Origin of the sequence: Stenotrophomonas sp. PA-6-5C (genome assembly GCF_021605635.1) — a bacterium.
GTDB classification, from domain to species: Bacteria; Pseudomonadota; Gammaproteobacteria; order Xanthomonadales; family Xanthomonadaceae; genus Stenotrophomonas; species Stenotrophomonas lactitubi.
Genome location: NZ_WKEE01000014.1, coordinates 25,970 through 40,760, shown reverse-complemented (window position 1 = coordinate 40,760; position 14,791 = coordinate 25,970). Strand labels below are relative to the sequence as shown.

At 67.0% G+C, this 14,791-nt stretch carries 15 protein-coding genes and 1 tRNA gene; 7 read left to right on the top strand and 9 right to left on the bottom strand.

Translation table 11 applies throughout. The features are described 5' to 3' along the window. Nucleotides 1-108: 108 nt before the first annotated feature. From pth to GIW57_RS08265, 7 genes are all read right to left on the bottom strand, one after another. Nucleotides 109-687 (bottom strand): aminoacyl-tRNA hydrolase, encoded by a 579-nt coding sequence (gene pth, locus GIW57_RS08295; RefSeq protein ID WP_093818987.1) that lies wholly within the window; start codon nucleotides 685-687, stop codon nucleotides 109-111. 50 nt (nucleotides 688-737) lie between these two features. Further along, nucleotides 738-1,355, bottom strand: coding sequence for a 50S ribosomal protein L25/general stress protein Ctc (locus tag GIW57_RS08290; RefSeq protein ID WP_100463166.1), 618 nt, complete (start codon nucleotides 1,353-1,355; stop codon nucleotides 738-740). Between the two features lie 107 nt (nucleotides 1,356-1,462). Beyond that, nucleotides 1,463-2,422 carry a ribose-phosphate diphosphokinase gene (locus GIW57_RS08285; RefSeq protein ID WP_025879147.1) on the bottom strand — a complete coding sequence of 320 codons (960 nt, stop codon included), beginning with the start codon at nucleotides 2,420-2,422 and terminating at the stop codon, nucleotides 1,463-1,465. 138 nt (nucleotides 2,423-2,560) lie between these two features. Continuing rightward, a tRNA-Gln gene (locus tag GIW57_RS08280) sits at nucleotides 2,561-2,637 on the bottom strand. A gap of 11 nt (nucleotides 2,638-2,648) precedes the next feature. After that, nucleotides 2,649-3,518 (bottom strand): 4-(cytidine 5'-diphospho)-2-C-methyl-D-erythritol kinase, encoded by an 870-nt coding sequence (gene ispE / locus GIW57_RS08275; protein ID WP_236510007.1) that lies wholly within the window; start codon nucleotides 3,516-3,518, stop codon nucleotides 2,649-2,651. Next, on the bottom strand, nucleotides 3,515-4,174 hold the full coding sequence (gene lolB, locus GIW57_RS08270; protein WP_176021687.1) for a lipoprotein insertase outer membrane protein LolB: 660 nt from the start codon (nucleotides 4,172-4,174) through the stop codon (nucleotides 3,515-3,517). The genes ispE and lolB overlap by 4 nt, the downstream gene beginning before the upstream one ends. Continuing rightward, nucleotides 4,171-5,856 carry a tetratricopeptide repeat protein gene (locus tag GIW57_RS08265; protein WP_202908254.1) on the bottom strand — a complete coding sequence of 562 codons (1,686 nt, stop codon included), beginning with the start codon at nucleotides 5,854-5,856 and terminating at the stop codon, nucleotides 4,171-4,173. Before GIW57_RS08265 ends, lolB begins: the two co-directional genes overlap by 4 nt. Nucleotides 5,857-5,919: 63 nt before the next feature. Here GIW57_RS08265 and hemA point away from each other — a divergent pair, with 63 nt between their 5' ends. From hemA to ppk2, 4 genes are read left to right on the top strand one after another with little or no spacing between them, the layout of a single operon-like run. Beyond that, nucleotides 5,920-7,203: a glutamyl-tRNA reductase gene (hemA, locus tag GIW57_RS08260; protein ID WP_236510005.1), complete on the top strand. Its 1,284-nt coding sequence runs from the start codon at nucleotides 5,920-5,922 to the stop codon at nucleotides 7,201-7,203. Next, nucleotides 7,181-8,263, top strand: coding sequence for a peptide chain release factor 1 (prfA, locus tag GIW57_RS08255; protein ID WP_089238955.1), 1,083 nt, complete (start codon nucleotides 7,181-7,183; stop codon nucleotides 8,261-8,263). The genes hemA and prfA overlap by 23 nt, the downstream gene beginning before the upstream one ends. Nucleotides 8,264-8,268: 5 nt before the next feature. Then, nucleotides 8,269-9,975, top strand: coding sequence for a tetratricopeptide repeat protein (locus GIW57_RS08250; protein WP_236510002.1), 1,707 nt, complete (start codon nucleotides 8,269-8,271; stop codon nucleotides 9,973-9,975). Between the two features lie 46 nt (nucleotides 9,976-10,021). Next, complete coding sequence (gene ppk2 / locus GIW57_RS08245) at nucleotides 10,022-10,804, top strand: polyphosphate kinase 2 (protein ID WP_236509999.1); 783 nt, start codon at nucleotides 10,022-10,024, stop codon at nucleotides 10,802-10,804. A 570-nt stretch (nucleotides 10,805-11,374) separates the two neighbouring features. Here ppk2 and GIW57_RS08240 read toward each other — a convergent pair. Together GIW57_RS08240 and GIW57_RS08235 are read right to left on the bottom strand one after the other, a co-directional pair. Continuing rightward, nucleotides 11,375-11,938, bottom strand: a complete 564-nt coding sequence (locus GIW57_RS08240) for a TlpA disulfide reductase family protein (RefSeq protein ID WP_100463145.1) — start codon at nucleotides 11,936-11,938, stop codon at nucleotides 11,375-11,377. Beyond that, nucleotides 11,935-13,209, bottom strand: a complete 1,275-nt coding sequence (locus GIW57_RS08235) for a YihY family inner membrane protein (protein ID WP_100463142.1) — start codon at nucleotides 13,207-13,209, stop codon at nucleotides 11,935-11,937. The genes GIW57_RS08240 and GIW57_RS08235 overlap by 4 nt, the downstream gene beginning before the upstream one ends. Before the next feature lie 77 nt (nucleotides 13,210-13,286). On the opposite strand from GIW57_RS08235, the gene wrbA reads away from it, so the two are divergent. The 3 genes from wrbA (at nucleotide 13,287) to GIW57_RS08220 (ending at nucleotide 14,777) form a co-directional block, all read left to right on the top strand. Then, nucleotides 13,287-13,880, top strand: a complete 594-nt coding sequence (gene wrbA / locus GIW57_RS08230; protein ID WP_100463139.1) for an NAD(P)H:quinone oxidoreductase — start codon at nucleotides 13,287-13,289, stop codon at nucleotides 13,878-13,880. Continuing rightward, on the top strand, nucleotides 13,877-14,212 hold the full coding sequence (locus GIW57_RS08225; protein WP_100463135.1) for a DUF2069 domain-containing protein: 336 nt from the start codon (nucleotides 13,877-13,879) through the stop codon (nucleotides 14,210-14,212). Before wrbA ends, GIW57_RS08225 begins: the two co-directional genes overlap by 4 nt. Nucleotides 14,213-14,291: 79 nt before the next feature. After that, nucleotides 14,292-14,777 carry an asparaginase domain-containing protein gene (locus tag GIW57_RS08220; RefSeq protein ID WP_033830416.1) on the top strand — a complete coding sequence of 162 codons (486 nt, stop codon included), beginning with the start codon at nucleotides 14,292-14,294 and terminating at the stop codon, nucleotides 14,775-14,777. Nucleotides 14,778-14,791: the final 14 nt, after the last annotated feature.

The window sequence follows — 14,791 nt, the reverse complement described above, 5'->3', positions numbered from 1 at the left end:
GTGATTGGTGAAACAGCGCGCGCGCCGCTTGGCCAATCCATCTCGGTGTTGCCGATTGTGCGTTGCCGATCTTTGTGTGCCAACCAAGGTTGGCACCTACCAGAAGCGCTATTTCGGGGTGTGCAGCCGCTTCATCGCTTCGCTGAAATCGCCCTGCACTGCCAACGGCAGCACGTCGATCGCATCGTCGATGGCGCGCGAAATCAGTACTTCATCATCCTTGGAGGGGCGTCCAAGCACCCAGCCCACCACGCGGTCCTTGTGGCCGGGATGGCCGATACCCACGCGCAGGCGATGGAACCTGCCGTGGCCGAGCAGCCGGATGGTGTCACGCAGGCCGTTCTGTCCACCGTGGCCACCGTCGAACTTCAAGCGCGCCACGCCGGGCGCCAGGTCCAGTTCGTCATGGGCCAGCAGGGTTTCCTCCGGCTCGATCTTCCAGAACCGCTGCGCGGCGGTGACCGACTTGCCGCTGAGGTTCATGAAAGTGGCGGGCTTGAGCAGCCACACCGTCTGCCCAGCGATGTCGACCTTGGCGGTCTCGCCAAACAATTTGCTGTCCACGTTCCATCGCGCACCGGCCTTTTCAGCCAGGGCCTCAACGAAATGAAACCCGGCATTGTGCCGGGTCCGGGCGTGCTCCGATCCGGGGTTGCCCAGACCGACGATCAGTCGCAATCCTGCCATCGTTCCATCCAGATACGGCGCCTGCCCCGAAGGACAGGCGCCGCGGGGTATTACTCGGCCGCTGCTTCTTCAGCGTCGGCAGCGTCCTGCTTGCCGTGCTTGGCAGTGACGATGGCGTCGTCGTGGTCCTTGCCCAGCGCCAGCGCCGGGATTTCCACGCCCTTCGGCAGCTTGATGTCCGACAGGTACACAACGTCGCCAGCCTTCAGCTCGCCCAGGTCGACTTCGATCGACTCCGGCAGGTCCTTCGGCAGGCAGCTGATGGCCACTTCCTTCAGTTCGTGGGTGACCACGACGTCGGCAGCCTTGCCAGCCGGCGAGGTGTCTTCGTTGATGAAGTGCAGCGGAACCGAAGCGGTCAGCTTCTCGTTCTCGTTCACGCGCAGGAAGTCCAGGTGCATGATCAGCTGCTTGAACGGATGGCGCTGCATGTCACGCAGCAGCACCTTCTGCACCTGGCCGTCCAGGTTCAGGTCCAGGATCGAGGCATAGAACCACTCGTTCTGCTGGGCCAGCCAGATTTCGTTGTGGTCCAGGCTGATGGCGACCGGTTCGGCGTTGCCGCCGTACACGATCGCCGGGATCACACCAGCGGTACGCAGGCGGCGGCTCGCACCCTTACGCTGCAGTTCACGCTTGGTGACCTTGATTTCATGGGTCTTCGACATTTTCGACTACTCGGTTGTTGCCTTGCCTTGCGGCTTGGCGGTTGAAGGCACTTCCGCGACCAGAAGTGCCCAGTGTGTCCCTGCCGTTGCCGGCGGGGACGAAAAAATCAATCGACGTACAGCGAGCTGACCGACTCGCCGAAGGCGATGCGGCGCATCGTTTCGGCCAGCATTTCCGCCACGCTCAGCTGGCGGATCTTGCTGCACACCCGCGCGGCGTCCTTCAGCGGGATGGTGTCGGTCACCACCAGCTCATCGAGCTGGGAATTGGTGATGTTGTCCACCGCCGGGCCCGACAGCACCGCGTGGGTGCAGTAGGCGGCGACCTTGAGCGCACCGCGCGCCTTCAGGGCAGCGGCAGCGGCGCACAGGGTGCCGGCGGTATCGACGATGTCATCGACCATCACGCAGGTCTTGCCTTCGACGTCACCGATGATGTTCATCACGGTGGAGACGTTGGCGCGCGGACGGCGCTTGTCGATGATCGCCAGGTCAGCGTCATCCAGGCGCTTGGCCACCGCACGGGCGCGGACCACACCGCCCACGTCCGGCGACACGACGATCAGGTTCTCGGTGCCGTAGGCGCGCCAGATGTCGGCCAGCAGCAGCGGAGAGGCATACACGTTGTCGACCGGAATATCGAAGAAACCCTGGATCTGGTCGGCGTGCAGGTCGACGGTCAGCACACGATCAGCGCCGGCGGTGCTGAACATCTTCGCCGCCAGCTTGGCGGTGATCGGCACGCGCGAGGAACGCATGCGGCGATCCTGGCGCGAGTAGCCGAAGTACGGCACCACGGCGGTCACGCTGGCCACCGATGCGCGCTTGAGCGCGTCGATCAGCACCAGCAGTTCCATCAGGTTTTCCGCGCTCGGCGCCGAGGTCGGCTGGATCACGAACACGTCCTGCTTGCGGACGTTCTCTTCGATCTCCACCTGCACTTCGCCATCGGAGAAGTGCGAGACCAGCGCCTTGCCCGGGCGCACTCCCAGTTCCTTGCAGATGTTCTGCGCCAGACGTTTGTTGGCGTTGCCGGAAAAGACCAGCAGGTTCGGGGACTCTTGCATCATGATTGTCTCGGGCGGGGACGAGTGGCGGGGATCCGGTAGCGGCAAGGACCACTGCGGCCCCTGCTGCTGACAACACCGCGGCTGTTCCCACGTCCCGCGCAGGTGATGCGCTGGAAGGCGCGGACGCAGCCGCATTGGCAGGGGCGGGAGGATTCGAACCTCCGAATGCCAGGATCAAAACCTGGTGCCTTGGGCCTCTTGGCGACGCCCCTGCATTGATGAATCAGTGTTGCTCGAGTGCATCCAGCAGTGGCGAACGTGCAACGCCCGCAGCCACCCTTACCCGCAACTCCTTCGACAACTTCGCTCGTCCCTGCTCGGCGGCAGCCTGCGAATCGAACTCGACGAAACAACCACTTCCCGAACCGGTCAGACGTGCCGTGCCGATGTCGCTCAACGCAGCAAGCACCGCCTCGACGGCAGGCTCACGGCGGCGCAGCACCGGTTCGAACACGTTCCCGACCAGCGTGCCGGAAGCGAAGTCCTCTATTTTCGCCTGTGGACTGTCGCGCGTCAAATCCGGATCAGCGAACAGGAGGGGCGTCGGCACATGAACGCCCGGTTCGACCACCACATACCAGGCCTGCGGCAGGGTGATCGGCTGCAGCCGCTCGCCTACCCCTTCGGCCCAGGCGTTGTGGCCACGCACGAACACCGGCACGTCAGCGCCAAGGCGCAACCCCAGCGCGGCCAGCGCATTTTCGTCCAGCCCGGCGCCCCAGAGCCGATTCAGTGCCACCAGCACGGTGGCGGCATCGGATGATCCACCGCCAAACCCACCTCCCGCAGGAACATGTTTTTCGACGATGATGTCGACACCTTTATCGACATTCGCGGCTTCTTTGAGCATCCGCGCTGCACGAACGGCTAGATCGTCCGCCTCGGCGACGCCGGCCAGACCCTCGCCCTGCCGTCGCACCTGACCGTCTTCACGCAGGCGCAGGCCGATCCGGTCGCCCCAGTCGAGCAGGCGGAACACCGTCTGCAGCTCGTGGTAGCCATCGGCACGGCGGCCGGTGATGTGCAGGAACAGGTTCAGCTTGGCCGGGGCCGGCCACCAGGACCAGCCCGCGTCATCCCCGCGCGCGTTCATGGCGCGCCCTGGCCCCACTGGTCGACCAGCAGGCGCACCTTGGCGTCGCCATTGACCGCTTCGACCCTGCGCGGCAAGGCCGGACGCCCGGCTTCGGCCGGGTACCAGTCCAGATACTGGATCACCCAGCCCATCTGCTGCATGCGCCGCGGACGGCCATCAGCATCGCGGTCGATCTTTTCCGGCCCAGCGCTGTCGCCAGCGACCAGGCCGCGTACCCAGTCCGGAAGCTGATTGACCGGAATATCCCAGCCGGTGGCCTCCAGCAGCAGCGCCTGCGCGTCTTCACCCTCGCGCGGACCACCGGCCAGTCCTTCCAGACGCCCGGCTTCATGATGGGCATCACCGCTCAGCTTCCAGCTCTGGCGGGTCACCGGCGCGCTCAGCTCAACGACATAGCGCTGGCCTTCCTGCTTCCAGTCGATGCGGCCGCTGCCACCGTCCTTGCCCTTGCTGACCGCCACCCGGCCCTGGAAATTCCAGTCCGATGCCGATCGCAACGCCTCTACACGCGCGACCTCGGTAGCGGCCGCTTCGGCGGAAACGGTGGTGACCACGGCCGGCGCTGGCGTTTTCTGCCGGCCAACGGTGGTACAGGCACTCAGGGCCAGGGTCACGGCCACCAGCAGCAATGGCCGGATCGTGGAAACACTCATGGATTGAATTTCTCGCGGGCGCGCAGCAGCGCGCGGTTTTCAGGGTCGAGCCGGGCCGCTTCCTCGAAGAAGTGACGGGCTTCATCGTGCTTGCCCAGCACCCACAGCACCTCGCCCACGTGGGCGGCGATTTCCGGGTCCTTGGCCAGCGTCCAGGCGCGCCGCAGCTGCACCAGCGCGTCGGCGTTGCGCCCCAGCCGGTACAGCACCCAGCCATAGCTGTCGACGATGGCCGCGTTGTCCGGTTCGGCCACGCGCGCGCGGTCGATCAGTTCGAGCGCTTCCTGGTAGCGACCGGTCCGGTCGGCCAGGGTGTAGCCCAGTGCGTTCAGTGCCGGCACGTTCTCCGGCTCGGTCACCAGGATCTTGCGCAGGTCGGCCTCGGCGCGGGCGATGTCATCGCGGCGCTCCCAGGCCAGCGCACGGGCATACAACAGGCCGTTTTCGTCGGGATACGCGGCCAGGCCACGGGCCAGTGCATCGATCTCGCCGGGAAGGTCGTCGGCGCGCTGGCGCAGCTCGGCTTCCAGCAGATACGCGTCGCGCCGCACATCGTCATCGACGCCGGCATCGGACTGGATCGCATGCACTTCATCCAGCGCCAGCGACTGCCGGCCTGCCAGCCCCTGCGCATTGGCCGCGCGCAGGCGCGCTTCATTCAGCTCATCGCCGCCGGGCACGCTGTGATACCAGTTGACCGCCTCCGGGTAGCGCTTGAGGTACTCGGCGATCTTGCCCAGCAACAGGCGCTGCGCCGGGTCCGGCTTGGCCGCCTGCCGCGACAGTTCGTTGTAGAGATTGGACAGCGCGGCCTTGTCGCCCTGCTTGGCCAGCAGCGAAGCGCGCATGCCCCAGGTCTGCACATTCTGCGGACCGACCGCCAGCACGCGCTCGGCCGCTGCCGGCTGGCCGAGGCTGTCATAGGCAATGGCCACCGCATTGCGCAGTTCCGGATCCTGACGGGTCTTCGGTTCCACCCCACGCAGCAGCGACAGTGCCTGGTCGGTCTGCCCGGCCTGCTGCAGCTGGCTGGCGCGCAGCAGGGCGACGCGCGGCTCCTCGGGGAAGCGCTTGACCACCTCATCGATCATGCGCCGCGCCAGCTCGGGCTTTTCCATGCGCAACGCCAGGCGTCCAAACTCCTGCCAAGCCTCGATCTTCTGGGGAATGGCGTTGGCATCGACCAGTTCGCCCAGCACCTGGGCCGGCACGGCCGGATCGCGGCCGCCACCGATCAGGGCGCCCAGGGCGAACTTCCAGCCCTCGTCCCCCGGGTCCTGCAACAGAGCCTGAAGTTCGCTGCGTGCAGCCTTCACATCGCCCTGGCGCATGGCCAGCGCACCGGCGGCGCTGCGCATCGCCAATGAGCGTGGCGCACGCTGCTGCCACAGGGCCAGGCCCTTGGCCGCCGCATCATCCTCGTTGGCCAGCATGGCGATGCGGGTCGCCCGCTCGGCCAGGCCGGCGTCGCCGTCGGTCTGCTGGGCGGCCTGCAGGTACCAGCGTGCGGCCTCGGCCAGCTTGCCCGCCTGCAGGGCGAACTCACCAGCCAGGACCGGTTCCAGCGCCAGTTCCTCAGTCACCGCGGGCCGTGCAGGCGCCTTGGCGGGCACCGCCGCCAGGGCCTGGGCACAGGCCAGAGACAGCAGCAGAACACTGGGGATGCGAATCAATGCGGGCATCGTCGGCATCGGGGCCTTAAAATGTCGTCCAATGGCCAGCAGCTTATCGCAAGCAACTGAACAATGACCCTGTGGGTGCTCGGACTGAATCACCAGACCGCACCGGTGGAACTGCGCGAACGCGCAGCCTTCGCCGGTGACGCGTTGCCGCGCGCGCTCGGTTCGCTGCGCGATACCCCGCAGATCGCCGAGGCGGTACTGCTGTCCACCTGCAACCGCACCGAGCTGTACGCCGTGGCCGAGTCCGCGCAGGCACTGGACCAGTGGCTGCACGCCCAGGCCGGCGACCTGCAGGGCTATCTGTACCAGCACGCCAATGCCGATGCCGTCCGCCACCTGTTCCGGGTGGCGACGGGGCTGGATTCGATGGTGCTGGGCGAACCGCAGATCCTCGGCCAGGTGAAGGATGCCTGGTCGACCGCGCGCGACCATGGCCTGCTCGGCCAGCGCCTGGACCGGCTGTTCCAGCAGACGTTCTCGGTGGCCAAGCGCGCGCGTACCGATACCCAGGTCGGCGCCAACCCGGTATCGGTGGCCTCGGCAGCGGTACGCCTGGCACAGAACGCATTTGCCCGCCTGGATGATTCCACCGTGCTGCTGGTCGGCGCTGGCGAGACCATCGAACTGGCCGCACGCCACCTCAGCGAAGGCAAGGTGCGGCGTCTGCTGATCGCCAACCGCACCCTCGCACATGCGCAGGAACTGGCCAGCCGCCATGGTGGCGTGGCGCTGCCGCTGACCGAACTGGAGCGCCACCTGGCCGAGGCCGATGTGGTGTTCTCGGCCACCGCCGCCCGTGAACCGGTGATCCACCGTGCCGCGGTGGCCAACGCCCTGCGTGCGCGCCGGCACAAACCAATGCTGCTGTTCGACCTGGCCGTGCCGCGCGACATCGAGGCCGACGTTGCCACGCTCAAGGATGCGTTCCTGTACACCGTGGACGATCTGGAGCGCGCGGTGGAAGACAACCGCCGCAGCCGCCGCGAGGCCGCCGCCGAAGCGGAGACGATCATCGACCTGCAGGTCTCGCGCTTCGTCGAAACCCTGCAGGCCAGCGCCCACCAGGCGCCACTGCGACAGCTGCGCGCCTTCGGCGAGGCCACCCGTGCCGAACTGCTGGAACGCGCGCGCCAGCAGCTGGCCAACGGCAAGCCCGCCGACGAAGTGCTGGAACTGCTTGCCCACGGATTGACCAACCGCCTGCTGCACCCGCCGACCGCCGCCCTGCGCGCGGCCGCGCTCAGTGGCGATGCCGACCTGACCCGCGCCGCCGAGCGCCTGTTCCCGGCGACGCCGGGTTACCGCCACCCACCTGTGAGAACCGATGACGCCGACCCTGCGCCGTAAGTTGGAAGCGCTGGCCGAGCGCCGCGAAGAACTGGAACGTCTGCTCGCCGAACCGGAGGTGGTCGCCAACAATGCGCGCTTCCGCGATCTCTCGCGCGAGTTTTCCCAGCTCGAACCGATCGCCACCGCACTGGCCGATGAAGCACGCGCCAAGGCCGACCTGGCTGCGGCCGAAAGCATGCGTGCCGATCCGGACCTGCGCGAGCTGGCCGACGAGGAAATCGCCGCCGCGCAAGCCCGCCTGCAGGAACTGGAGCAGGAACTGGCGCTGCTGCTGGTGCCGCGCGACCCGCGCGATGAAGGCAACCTGTTCCTGGAAGTGCGCGCCGGCACCGGCGGCGACGAGGCGGCGATCTTCGCTGGCGACCTGTTCCGCATGTACGCCCGCTACGCCGAGCGACAGGGCTGGAAGGTCGAGATCGAATCGGACAATCCCGGCGAACATGGCGGCTACAAGGAAGTGGTGGCGCGCGTGGTCGGCCGTGGCGCGTTCTCGCGCCTGAAATTCGAATCGGGCACGCACCGCGTGCAGCGCGTGCCGGCCACCGAATCGCAGGGCCGCATCCACACCTCGGCGGCCACCGTGGCGATCATTCCGGAAGCCGACGAAGTCGATGAGATCGTCATCAACCCGGCTGACCTGAGAGTCGACACCTACCGTTCTTCCGGCGCCGGCGGCCAGCACGTCAACAAGACCGAATCGGCGATCCGCATCACCCACGTGCCCAGCGGCGTGGTGGTCGAATGCCAGACCGAGCGCAGCCAGCATGCCAACCGGGACAAGGCGATGAAACGCCTGAAGGCGCAGCTGCTCGATGCCGAGCGCCAGCGCCACGACGCAGCGCAGGCTGAATCACGGCGCCTGCAGGTCGGCAGCGGCGACCGCAGCCAGCGCATCCGTACCTACAACTTCCCGCAGGGCCGGATCACCGACCACCGCGTGGAAGGGCTGACCCTGTACGACCTGCCCAACGTATTGGCCGGCGACCTGGACCCGCTGCTGCAGCGATTGAGCCACGAGCACCAGGTCGACGCCCTGGCCCAGCTTTCGGCCGGCTGACCCGCATGTCGGCCTGGCAGCAGCGGCAGCAACTGCAGCAGGCGATCACACGCCAGCCCGGCGACTTCGTCGCCTGGGTGATGCTGGCCGACCTGGAACTGGAGGCCGGCGACATTGCGGCCGGCGAGCAGGCCGCGCGACGCGCGCTGCAGCTGCGGCCCAATCATCCTGAAGCACTTGCCCGGCTGGGCCGGGTAGCGTGGATGGCAGGAGCGCATGCCGATGCCGCCAAGCTGTTGGGCCAGGCCTCGGCGCTGGCACCGGAGCACCCGGGCATCGCGTTGTGGCTGGGGCACGCGCTGGAAGATGCCAACGATGCAGAAGGCGCATCGGCGGCCTATCGCCGCGCACATGCACTGATGCCCGATGAACCGTATATCGCCGCACAACGCCTCGCCTGGCAGCGTCGCCTGTGCGATTGGCAGGACGTGGATGCGCTGGCAACCCAGGTGCGCGGCGCGCTTGCATCGGGCCAGGGCGTGGTCGAACCCTTCGCGTTCCTCAGCGAAGACGCCAGCGCGGCCGAACAGTTGGCCTGTGCGCGCGCGCGCGCGGCCGCTGTGGCGGCGTCGGTGCGGCCACTGCCCCCGGTGAAGCTGCGCGAACGAAGTCCACTTCGCGTGGGCTTCCTGTCCAACGGTTTCGGCGCTCATCCCACCGGATTGCTGACGGTGGCGCTGCTGGAGCACATGAGCCAGGACCCGGCCCTGCACCTGCATCTGTTCGCGCTCAACGCCGACGATGGCAGCCGCATCCGCCAACGCCTGCAGACCGCTACCCAGCTGCATGACGTGGCGGGGTTGCGCCATGCCGATACGGCCGCGCGCATCCGTGCACAAGGCATCGACCTGCTGTTCGACCTGCGCGGCTGGGGCGGCGGCGGCACACCGGAAGTACTGGCGATGCGCCCTGCCCCGCTGCAGCTCAACTGGCTGGCCTACCCCGGCACCTCCGGTGCACCGTGGCTGGATGCCGTGATCGCTGACCGCTTCACGCTGCCGCCCTCGATGGAAACACACTACAGCGAACGTGTGCTGCGGCTGCCGCGCGCGTTCCAGCCCTCGGACAACACCCGCACGCTGGAGCCGGCACCGGACCGCGTGGCCTGCGGGCTGCCCGCGCAGGGCACGGTGTTCTGCTGCTTCAACAACAGTTACAAGCTCAACCCGCGCAGCATGGGCCGCGCGTTCGCGGTGCTGCAGGCAGTACCCGGCAGCGTACTGTGGCTGCTGTCCGGCCCCGGCCAGGCCGATGCGCGGCTGCGTGCCGCCGCGCGGGCAGCAGGACTGGATCCGTCGCGCCTGGTGTTCATGGCCAAGCTGCCACATCCGCAGTATCTGGCCCGCTATCAGCTGGCCGACCTGTTCCTGGATACGAACCCGTACAACGCGCATACCACCGCATCGGATGCACTGTGGGCCGGCTGTCCGGTACTGACCTGCCCCGGCGCTACCTTCGCCGCGCGCGTGGCCGGCAGCCTCAACCACCAGCTGGGGCTGGAGCACATGAATGTCGCCGACGACGCGTCGTTCGTCGCCACCGCCAGCGCACTCGGCAACAATCCGGCCGCCTTGGCCGCAGTGCGCGCCGAACTGGCGCAGGCACGCGAACGCAGCGGCCTGTTCGACATGGCGGCTTTCGCGCGCGATCTGTCCGCACTGCTGCAGCAGCTGGCCCGCGAACAGGGCTGGCAGGGCCTCGACACGCCCTGACATCGCCCTGCGCTACGCTCGGGCCTCCTTCCCGCGTGGTATGACGATGGCCAAGCTCAAGCGCAAGGAATACGACGAACTGCTGCAGCCGCTGCAGCTGGAACTGGCTGCGATGGCGCGCTGGGTGCAGCACAGCGGACAACGCCTGCTGGTGCTGTTTGAAGGACGCGATACCGCCGGCAAGGGGGGCGCGATCCAGACCATCAGCGAGCACCTCAACCCACGCCAATGCAGGGTAGTGGCGCTGCCCAAACCCACCGACCGCGAAGCCACGCAGTGGTACTTCCAGCGCTACGCCTCGCATCTTCCGGCCGCCGGCGAGATCGTGCTGATGGACCGCAGCTGGTACAACCGCGCCGGCGTTGAACGGGTGATGGGCTACTGCAGCGAGACCGAATACCAGCAGTTCCTGCGCCAGGCACCGGTGTTCGAACAATTGCTGGTGGATGACGGCATCCTGCTGTTCAAGTACTGGCTGTGCGTGGACCAGGAGCAGCAGGAAAAGCGCTTTGCCGAACGCCATGTCGATCCACTGAAAGGCTGGAAGCTGTCGCCGGTGGATCTGAAGTCACGCAGCAAGTACAGCGCGTATACCGAAGCGCGCGAGGCGATGCTGCGCGCCACCCATCGCGACGGTGCGCCGTGGACGCTGGTGGATTTCAACGACCAGCGGCTGGGTCGCCTGACCCTGGCCCGCAACCTGCTGGACCGGTTGCCGGACACGCGGGTGGATGCGCCGCTGCCGGAGCTGCCGAAGCTGAAGGGCAAGCTGCATCACGAGCACTACGATGTACTGAAGCCGATCGAGAGTTTCCCGGTCAAGGACTGAGGTAGGTTCGGCAGGGCTGTGCCCTGCACCTGCTACAGGCAACGGCAACTGCCGAAGCAACAGCAAAAGCGGGTATTCCGGGGGATGGCGGGGCGGTGTCGGATTGCGGGGACGCCGCAAGTACGTCCCTGTAGGCTTGGCAGCCGCATCCATGCGGCTGACACCCCGCAATCCGACACCGCCCCACCTCTGACAGATCTCCGCGATCTGGCAGATCCACGCCATGCGTGGATGTATGTCCATCGAAATCGAATATTTCGACAATTGAACGTAGAGCATTCACGCATGGCGTGGATCTACGTGTCGACCAAGGTCGACACCCACCAAGAGCAGACCATGCCATTCCGACAGTTCGCGAGAATCTGTCGAAGGCGGGGTGGGTCCGGTTGCGGGGGCGTGAGCGCCATGGATGGCGCGACCGAGCTTACATGGACGTACTTGCAGCGTCCCCCGCAACCGGACCCACCCCGCCTACCCTCAGGAAACCCGCTTCTGCTTCGGCTGTTGCTGTTGCTTCGGCTGTTGCTCTGGCCTCTGCAGGTGCAGGGCGCAGCCCTGCCGACCAACCCCTTACTTGGCAGCAGCAATCTGCTGTTCGATGTCGGCTGCGGTGACCGGGCCCAGGAAGCTGTGCGCCAGCTTGCCCTGCGGATCGATCAGATGCGTCAACGGCAGGCCGCGCGGGGTGGCGAAGTCGGCCGGCGGATCGAACGGATCGACGATCACGATCGGGTAGGTCACCGGATGCTTGGTCAGGAACGACTGCATTTCCGGCACCTCGATGTCCTCGTAGGCCAGGCCAACCACTTCGATGTTGCTGCGCATGGCATGCAACGCCGACAGCTCGGGCATTTCCTTGCGGCAGGGTGCGCACCAGGTTGCCCAGAAGTTCACCACCACCCACTTGCCACGATGCGCGGCCAGGTCGTAATCGCTGCCATCGACCGCCTTCATCTTCAGCGTCGGGAATTCGGCGGTGACACGCTCGGCGGGGGTGTCCTCAACCGGCGCCGGGGCGGCCGGGGTCGGTGCCTGCGTGGGCGGCTGGCTGCTGGCCGGGGTCGGCTCCTGCGCGGGTTTGCAGGCGGCCAGGGTTAGCAGCGCAGCCAGCAGCAACGGGGTCTTGCAGGTCATGGGGCGTCTCCAGAATCAGGGTAGATGTCGCTGACGCGACGCTTGAGGCGTTCACGCAATGGCAGGCGCAACTCGTCCAGCGCAGCCAGTGCGGCCCGGCCGAGGCTGTCATCGCGGTAAGGCAGGTGTTGTTCGGCTACCGGAATGCGCAGCTGCGTGCATTCGTACAGATCGCCCAGGCTGACCTGATCCAGGTCGCGTGCGAGCAGCCATTCGCCGCGCTCATCACGGCGCAGCAGGCCGATGCCTTCCAGGTTGCAGGCGAGGTCCTGCAGCAGCGAGTCGGTCAGCATCGGTTCCAGCCGCAGGATCTCGTCGTCGGCCAGACCCCTGCCCTTGGCGCGAGCATGCTGGAAGCGCCCGAGCAGGCGCAGCAGGCCATAGAACTCGTAGCCCTGCGGCAGGCGCAGCTCCACCGGCTGGTAGCGGAAGGCCGCCATCGACGATGCCAGCGACGCGCCCAGCAGCACGGCCACCCAGCACAGGTAGATCCACAGCAGCAGGATCGGCACGAAGGCCACCGTGCCATACAGCTTCTGGTAGGACTGGAAGCTGCCCAGGTAGGCGCCGATGCCCCACTTCACCAGCTCCAGGATCACCGCGGCAAGAATCGCGCCCGGAACCGCGTGGCGCCACTTCACGGTGTGGTGTGGCACCACCCGGAACATCAGGGTGATGCAGACGAATTCGATCAGGATCGGCGCCAGCCGCAACGCGAGATCGGCCAGCCAGCGCCCCTCCTGCGTGCCGAACAGTGGCATCGCGAACACCCGCGCCGACACGGCCAGTGAAGCGGCGGCGAGCATCGCGCCGAGGGTCAGCACCGTCCAGTAGACCAGGAAGCGGGTCAGCCGCGGCCGACTGCTGCCGACGCGCCAGATCTGGTTGAAGGTCTCTTCAACACTGTTGAGGGTGATCAGCAGCGAGATGACCAGGGCAATGAAGCCGGCGGCTGTGAGCTGGCCCGCGCTGGCCGAGAACTGCCGCAGGTAGCCTTCGGCGGCGCGCGCGGCGTTGGGCACGAAGTTGGAGAAGACGTAGTCGCTGAGCTGGTCGCTCCAGCGATCGAACACCGGGAAGGCCGAGAGCACGCCGAATACCACGATCGCCAATGGCACCAGCGCGAACACCGTGGTGTAGGCCAGCGCGGCGGCAGCCTGGAACAGGCGGTCGTCGAGGAAGCGGCGCCACAGGAAGCGGCCGAAGCTGGCGGCACGTGCGCGATCCCGCGCGCGCTCCATCCACAAATTGAGCGTATCCAAAGGTTCCATCGGCGCAAGGGTACCCGATGCGGAATCGGTGCAGGATAGCCATACTGGTGTCCACACGATGAGGAGAGCTGGGCGCGATGGGCGAAATCCTGGTGCTGTACTACAGCCGCGGCGGTTCGGTGGCACGGCTGGCGCGCCAGATCGCGCGGGGCATCGGCGAGGTGCCGGGCATGACGGCGCGGCTGCGCACGGTGCCGCCGGTGGCTGCCGTCACCCAGACCGCGCAGCCCCCGGTGCCGGACGATGGCGCGCCGTATGTGAGCGTGCAGGACCTGGTGGAGTGCCAGGGACTGCTGCTGGGCAGCCCCACCCGTTTCGGCAACATGGCCGCGCCGGTCAAGCATTTCCTCGATGGGCTCGGCGCCGAATGGGTGAACGGCACGCTGGCGGGCAAGCCGGCCGGAGTGTTCACGTCCACCGCGTCGATGCATGGCGGCCAGGAGTCGACCCTGCTGTCGATGCAGGTACCACTGCTGCACCACGGCTGCCTGATCGTCGGCATTCCGTTCACCGAGCCGGCGCTGAGCCACACCACCAGTGGCGGCACGCCGTATGGCGCCAGCCACGTGGCCGGTGCCGCCGACGACCCGCAACCAACCGACGATGAGGCGGTGCTGGCACGGGCGCTGGGCCGGCGCGTGGCCGACATCGCGCAGCGGCTGGCACGATGAGCGCCGCGCCGCGCACCGTGCTGCTGCTGGCGTTGATGGGGCTGGCGGCGCTGTTTGCCGGCTGGTTCATCAACGACAGGCACTGGCTGGCCACCCAGCTGGTGTTCACGGCACCACCGCTGGCGCTGGCCATCGCCCTGCGTTTGGGCTGGCGCAAGGCCGGGTTCTGGTCGGCGGTGCTGGCCCTGGGCTGGTTCAGCCACGGCGTGATGAGCGCCTGGAGCCACCCGGAAACGCGCTGGCTGGCGCTGATCGAGATCGCGCTGGCGCTGCTGGTGATCTTCTCGGCCAGCCTGCCCGGCCTGCGCGCCCGTTTCGGGCCGCGGCGCTGACGCTGCGCCCGGCGGGCCGTATCATCTGCATTCCCGGCCCCGCGCCGCTGTACCTGCCTTGGTTTCGCGCATGCACATGATGGAAGAGCTCCTGGTCGTCACCACCGGTGGCACGATCGACAAGATCTATTTCGACGACAAGTCGGACTACCAGATCGGCGACCCGCAGATCGGCATGATCCTGCGCGAACTGGGGGTCACGTTCCGTTTCAACGTGATTCCGATCCTGCGCAAGGATTCGCTGCACATCAACGACGACGATCGTGAGCTGATCCGCGCGACGATCGCTGCGCAGCCCACCCGCCACGTGCTGGTGACCCACGGCACCGATTCGATGGTGCAGACCGGCAAGGTGCTGGCGACGATCCCCGACAAGACCATCGTGATGACCGGTGCGCTGAGCCCGGCGCGGTTCCGTGGTTCGGATGCGGAGTTCAACATCGGTTGTGCGATCGGTGCGGTGCAGTCGCTGCCGGCGGGGGTGTTCATCGCAATGAACGGCCGGATCTTCGATCCGCAGCATGTGCGCAAGAACGTGGCGGCGAACCGGTTCGAGTCGGTTTGAGGGACTTGTAGTGC

What these genes read in the sequence shown, in the direction of transcription:
- GIW57_RS08285 (WP_025879147.1), bottom strand. Translation starts at nt 2,422, where the DNA reads ATGCAAGAGTCCCCGAACCTGCTGGTCTTTTCCGGCAACGCCAACAAA.
- GIW57_RS08265 (WP_202908254.1), bottom strand. Translation starts at nt 5,856, where the DNA reads ATGCCCGCATTGATTCGCATCCCCAGTGTTCTGCTGCTGTCTCTGGCC.
- ispE (WP_236510007.1), bottom strand. Translation starts at nt 3,518, where the DNA reads ATGAACGCGCGCGGGGATGACGCGGGCTGGTCCTGGTGGCCGGCCCCG.
- ppk2 (WP_236509999.1), top strand. Translation starts at nt 10,022, where the DNA reads ATGGCCAAGCTCAAGCGCAAGGAATACGACGAACTGCTGCAGCCGCTG.
- lolB (WP_176021687.1), bottom strand. Translation starts at nt 4,174, where the DNA reads ATGAGTGTTTCCACGATCCGGCCATTGCTGCTGGTGGCCGTGACCCTG.
- GIW57_RS08240 (WP_100463145.1), bottom strand. Translation starts at nt 11,938, where the DNA reads ATGACCTGCAAGACCCCGTTGCTGCTGGCTGCGCTGCTAACCCTGGCC.
- GIW57_RS08250 (WP_236510002.1), top strand. Translation starts at nt 8,269, where the DNA reads ATGTCGGCCTGGCAGCAGCGGCAGCAACTGCAGCAGGCGATCACACGC.
- GIW57_RS08225 (WP_100463135.1), top strand. Translation starts at nt 13,877, where the DNA reads ATGAGCGCCGCGCCGCGCACCGTGCTGCTGCTGGCGTTGATGGGGCTG.
- GIW57_RS08290 (WP_100463166.1), bottom strand. Translation starts at nt 1,355, where the DNA reads ATGTCGAAGACCCATGAAATCAAGGTCACCAAGCGTGAACTGCAGCGT.
- hemA (WP_236510005.1), top strand. Translation starts at nt 5,920, where the DNA reads ATGACCCTGTGGGTGCTCGGACTGAATCACCAGACCGCACCGGTGGAA.
- wrbA (WP_100463139.1), top strand. Translation starts at nt 13,287, where the DNA reads ATGGGCGAAATCCTGGTGCTGTACTACAGCCGCGGCGGTTCGGTGGCA.
- GIW57_RS08220 (WP_033830416.1), top strand. Translation starts at nt 14,292, where the DNA reads ATGGAAGAGCTCCTGGTCGTCACCACCGGTGGCACGATCGACAAGATC.
- pth (WP_093818987.1), bottom strand. Translation starts at nt 687, where the DNA reads ATGGCAGGATTGCGACTGATCGTCGGTCTGGGCAACCCCGGATCGGAG.
- prfA (WP_089238955.1), top strand. Translation starts at nt 7,181, where the DNA reads ATGACGCCGACCCTGCGCCGTAAGTTGGAAGCGCTGGCCGAGCGCCGC.
- GIW57_RS08235 (WP_100463142.1), bottom strand. Translation starts at nt 13,209, where the DNA reads ATGGAACCTTTGGATACGCTCAATTTGTGGATGGAGCGCGCGCGGGAT.